Below are 5,609 nucleotides of genomic sequence, written 5' to 3'. Positions count from 1 at the left end.
ACAGTGAGGAAATTAGTGCCAATTATGGTGGTAATGGAACTTGGTGGGCAGTACATAAATTTGATGATTACGGAGTCTATGAAGTAAATGCATCATATAATGGATTGGATAATGTAACTGTCAACAATGGAACAATTACAATAAATAAACCTGATTCAACAATAATGTTGGATGATATTACTTTGAATTATGGTGAAAGCAAGAATGTTACTGTAATAACTACTGGCGCTACTGAAATTACTGCCAGTATCAATGGAACAGATGTCACTGTTATAAATAATTATACTATTCCAATTTCAGGTTTGGCTGCTGGCAACTACACTTTAAATGTAACAACAGTGCCGGATGGTGATCATAACTCTGTATCTAAAGAAGTAAAAATCATCGTATATAAGGCAACTGCTGAAATTACAGTTGACTCTGCAACTATGGACATAAAAGTGCTTGATGAAGTTCTTTCAGGGGCTACCTTGACTCCTGCAGATGCAGGCAACTTAACCTACAAATCAAACAATGAAACAGTTGTTATAGTTAAAGATGGTAAAATTAAAGCTCTTGCTAAAGGTACTGCCACAATCACAGTTTCATTTGCAGGCAATGAAAATTATACAGCCACTAAAAATAAAACCATCAGTGTTACTGTCACTTTAAAAGATGCAATCATCAGCGTAAATAACTCTACTTTGAATTTATTTGTAGATGATAATTTCACTGTTGTTGCTAGTACAAATCCTGATGGTTTGAATGTTACTTTCGTTCAGGATGATTCTGGTGTTTACATTGTTGATGAAAATGGCAATGTCACAGCTTTAAAAGAGGGTACTGGAAATATTCTTGTTAAAGTTGGCGGCAATGGAGTTTACGCTGAAAATTCAACCACAGTTGCTGTAACTGTAAGTAAAATACCTACTGAAATTACATTAACAAATGAAACTCTTGATTTGAAAGTTAATGATATGGTTGACGGTTTGGCCAATCTGACTCCTGTTGATGCAGGCAATTTGACTTTCATCTCCAGTGATGAAGATATTGTCTTTGTGGCTGATGGTGCGATTTTAGCTCGTAGTAAAGGTAGTGCTAATGTTACCGTTTCATTTGCAGGTAATGATAAATATGCAGCTGCCTTAAATAGAACAATCCGTGTAAATGTTTCATTAAATGATGCCAGTGTCATTGTTGAAAATGATACTTTGGAGCTTAAAGTTGATGAAAGGTATGATCTCAATGCAACAGCAGTTCCTAGTTTCCTGAATGTTGAGTATGTTTCCAGTAATGAGTCTGTTGCTACCGTTACAGATTACGGTATTGTCACTGCTGTAGGCGAAGGCACAACCACTATTACATTAACTGTTGGAAATGACGTGACTTATGCTGTCAACACAACCAACGTTACTGTGACAGTAAGTAAAATCCCTACTGAAATCACAGTTGATACTACTCCATTAGACTTGTTTGTTGGTGATGAGATTGTTATTGTTGCTAATTTGACTCCTGCTGGTGCAGGCAATGTCACTTTCACATCCAGTGATTATGATGTTGTTGATTTTGATTTTGAAGGCAATGTTATTGCTCAAGGTAAAGGTCAAGCAATTATCACTGTTTCCTTTGCAGGTGATGATAAGTATGCAGCTGCTGAAAACAAGACTATCATTATAAATGTCAGCTTGGATAATGCCAGCGTCACTGTAGATAACAATACTTTGGATTTAAAAGTTGGTGAAACATCTGCAATTAATGCCACCAAACATCCTGACACAATAATGCTCGATATTACATACACATCCAGCAATAGCTCTGTTGCTACTGTAGATAAAAAGGGTATTGTCGCTGCTGTGGGTGAAGGTACTGCAATCATCACTGTTGAGGTGGGCGACGATGAAATCTATGCTAAAAATTCAACCACTGTTACTGTAACTGTAAGTAAAATCCCTACTGAAATTACATTAACAAATACAACTCTTGATTTAAAAGTCGGTGACGAAGTTAAAATTAATGTTACTTTAACTCCTAGTGAAGCTGGTGAACTGGATTATATTTCTAGTGATGTGAGTGTTGTCACTGTTAATGGCATTGGGGAACTTACTGCTGTTGGTGAAGGTACTGCTAATATTACTGTAAGATTCTTAGGTGATGACAAATACAAATCCGCTTCAAAAAACACTACAGTTAATATAGCTAAGGATTCCACAAAGTTAACTGCAGATGATGTGACTGCAACATATAAAGTCGACAAATACATTGTAATCACATTAACTGACAGTAAAGGAAATCCATTGGCTAATATTCCAGTAACTGTTGATTTAAACGGTGTTAAAAACTACACTACTGATGAAAACGGTCAGGTCAAAGTAAAAGTCAGCAATTTGATTCCAAAAACATACACTGCAAAAATATCATTCGCTGGCAACGATAACTATCTTGGATCTGATGCTGCTGCTAATGTTGTAGTTAAAAAGGCAACTCCTAAAATAACTGCCAAGGCAAAAACCTTCAAGACAACTACAAAAACCAAAAAGTACACAATAACCTTAAAGGACAATGATGGTAAAGCAATCAAGAAGGGTACAGTCTATTTGAAAGTTGGAGGCAAAACATATAAAGCAACTACTAACTCCAAAGGTAAGGCTACCTTCAAGATAACCAAGCTCAACAATAAGGGGACATATAAGGCCACAGTAACCTATAAAGGAAACAAGTACTACAACAAAGCGACCAAGAAGGTTACAATTAAGGTCAAGTCTGTGTGGAAAACAGTTTCCAAAGGAAGCAAGAACTCTGCAATCGTCAAAAAAATCCAACGTGCTTTGAAAAACCATGGATATTATCTTGAATACAATGGCCATTATCTGTTGGTTGACGGTATATTCTGGGATTATACTCAAATGGCCGTCAAAGAGTTCCAAAATGATAAATACCTTAAGGTAACAGGTAAAGTGGATGAAAAGACTGCCCGTAAACTTGGAATAATTTAAATTTTAATGTAGGTGCAACTTTGCATCTACAAACTCTTCTTTTTTTTTAGGCCTGACCTATTTTTAAATGCCATCATTGCATTCATGTTGAATCTAATTATGTCTTTCTTTCAGCATTTCAATGCTTCTTTGGCCAATCAATCCTTATGATTAATCCAGTATACGTATAATCCATTTTTTTTAATTTTAGGGTGTCCGCCAAAATTGATTTTTGACAGATGTTTAGATAATTTAAAATATTGTTATATCAAGTTTTAATTGGCGTATTACTGATTCTCGTTCGCAAAAATTTTCTAAATCTTCTTTTGAATTTTTTATTTCTTGAGTCATGTTGTATAATTGGATTAGATTGTATGCTAATGCATCTAGTTGAGTTTTTCTTCTGTTCTTATCATTCCGATGACTACTTCTTTTTCTATGTTGAATTGTTCTTTTAATATTCCAAATGGTCATTCAACACTTGTTCTTTTGGTGTATTCGTCTTTAAATTCTTGCTTTTCCATTTTTTTCATTCATTGCTTTTTGCATTTCTGAGCCGTATTCTGTGATGGTTCTGTGTGTTTGTGGGCTTGAACAACATTTATTTCGTGCTTTGCAGTTCTTACATGCATCGTAATTGTTGTATATTCTTTTTATTTTGTCTGGTTTTTCTGGATCTTTGTGTGGTTCTATGTACTTTCTAAAAAAGTGTAAATAGTTATTTTATGGACATTTAAATGCATCTAGTTTGTAATCGTATTCGAAATGGTCTTTGTGGTAGGGATTTGGATTTAATTTTTTTGATTTTTTCTTTGGATTGTTTTCTATTTGGTATTAATCCTTCTATTTTTTTATCTGCTAGGTATGATAAGCTTATTTGATTTAAGTATATTATATTTGCACTTATATATTTTGGAGTGGTTTGTATGTTTTGTATTGCTCTTTCTGCTATTGTTGGCAGTTCATAATGGTCAGTAGGGTTTTGTGTGACGTTTATTGCACAAATTAATTTGGTATCGTAATCGACTGCAGATTGAATATTATATGCAATTAAGTAGTTTCCTTTCTTACCTTTCATAAATCTTGCTTCAATGTCGTTTACTGGTATTGTATCTTGTCCTGTGAATGTAAATTGTGTTTCAATGCCATATAATAGTTCTATTTTATCTTCAACACTGATGTCTTTATTTTCAAGTATATTTTTAGCAGGCCTATGTAGTTTTTCAAGCTTTTTAAGGTCAACTGAGAGTCCACTGAAATAATCAAGCAATATTTGAGTTTCTTTTTTAGTGACGACATTGTTATTGGAATTGTATGCTTTTTTGACAGTTCCATCAACTGCAACATGATTAAAATCAGTTAATTTTAAATCTGACGCCTTTTTTAATGTCATTTTCAACAATACTTCAAAATAACATCCATATTCTCTTCTGTACCTTTGTATTGAGCGTTATGAGGTTTTTACTTCATCAGAAACGAATTTATATATCTCATGGTACTTTGCCATGTCTGCAATAACCATAGCACTAGCAATTTTAACATAGAAACAATAGGTAAAGAGTCTCTTCCTTTCTTTTTCTTGGGTTCTTTAATATTCAAAATTGGAAAAACTTCTTCAATAAAATCCACCACAAAACGAGAAATATGATTTCCAGGAACATCATAATCTAAAGTCCTGATGCTCAATTTACTCTGTTCCTTTAAAAAATTTCTTTTAACAATAAATAACAACACCAAAATAACTAATACCTAATATTAACTATGTACAATCAAGTATATAAACTTAACTATTATAAAAATACTCTAAATTAAATATGACATTCATTAATTAAATTAATTATTAAATAACCAAATAATTAATTGATAAAATAAAATTAGAAAAAATATAAATTGAATTCATTAAAAATAAGAAAAATTAAGTCAAAAATTTTTTGACAAAAAATCAAAAAATCAATTTTGGCGAACACCCTTTTGTAATATGTGTTCGCCTATTTAGGATATTATCAAAACTAATATATGCTATTTTAAACACAAATCTATATAGATGAGTGTTGGCAGAAATTATTTAATTTTGAACATTTTTAATTTCTCCTTTTTTTGATTTTGATAACCTGGTTTTTTTAAGTTTGTGATATGAACTGTATTGCACTTATAATTGAATATAAATCCATTTTATTCTCTTTAATGAGATTAAATAGTCTTATTAGGTTGTAGGATGCTACAATTGTGAACATTAGATTCTGTACTCTTTTTAAGCCAATTATGGGAATGTAATCGTAGTGATAAATTCTTTTGAAAGTTCCGTTGTGTGCTTCTACTGTCTTTGAGCGTAGTTTATAGTCTTTTATTCCGTCTTTAGTGGACATTAATCGTTCTACTTTGTATGTAACTTCGTGAACGTATCTTGTTATTGTTCTGTGGTTGGTTGTGTAGCAGGTTCCTTTGTATTTGCAATTTTTGCAGGCTTGATAGTTTGAATAGACTAATTTGATTTTATTTCCCCCTCCTTTTTCTTGTGGAGCACGATATGCTCCATCAAGGGTTAATTCTTCATTATTTGGACAAATGAAAACATTTTTATATTCATCAAAAACAAAATAATCTATAGCAAATGGATTGTCAGGTAGATTACCTGAATTCTCTCTATTTTGCTGTTTT

The 5,609-nt window shown here is 32.5% G+C and carries 3 protein-coding genes; 1 reads left to right on the top strand and 2 read right to left on the bottom strand.

Going from position 1 to position 5,609, the window contains the following annotated elements; translation table 11 throughout:
• Positions 1–2,972, top strand: a 2,972-nt coding sequence (locus QZU75_RS12440; RefSeq protein ID WP_296884139.1) for an Ig-like domain-containing protein, incomplete at its 5' end; no start/stop codon positions are given.
• 712 nt (positions 2,973–3,684) lie between these two features.
• On the opposite strand, the gene QZU75_RS12435 is transcribed toward QZU75_RS12440, so the two are convergent.
• Entirely contained in the window at positions 3,685–4,344 is a 660-nt protein-coding gene (locus tag QZU75_RS12435) for a hypothetical protein (RefSeq protein WP_296884138.1), read from the bottom strand.
• 727 nt (positions 4,345–5,071) lie between these two features.
• Positions 5,072–5,609: transposase (locus QZU75_RS12430; protein ID WP_296884136.1), on the bottom strand; the 538-nt coding region annotated here is incomplete at its 5' end.

The organism is uncultured Methanobrevibacter sp., assembly GCF_902764455.1.
GTDB lineage: Archaea > Methanobacteriota > Methanobacteria > Methanobacteriales > Methanobacteriaceae > Methanocatella.
This window is presented reverse-complemented; position numbering and strand designations above follow the sequence as displayed.

Coding starts and splice junctions, on each gene's coding strand:
- QZU75_RS12435 (WP_296884138.1), bottom strand. CDS start 4,344: ATGACATTAAAAAAGGCGTCAGATTTAAAATTAACTGATTTTAATCAT.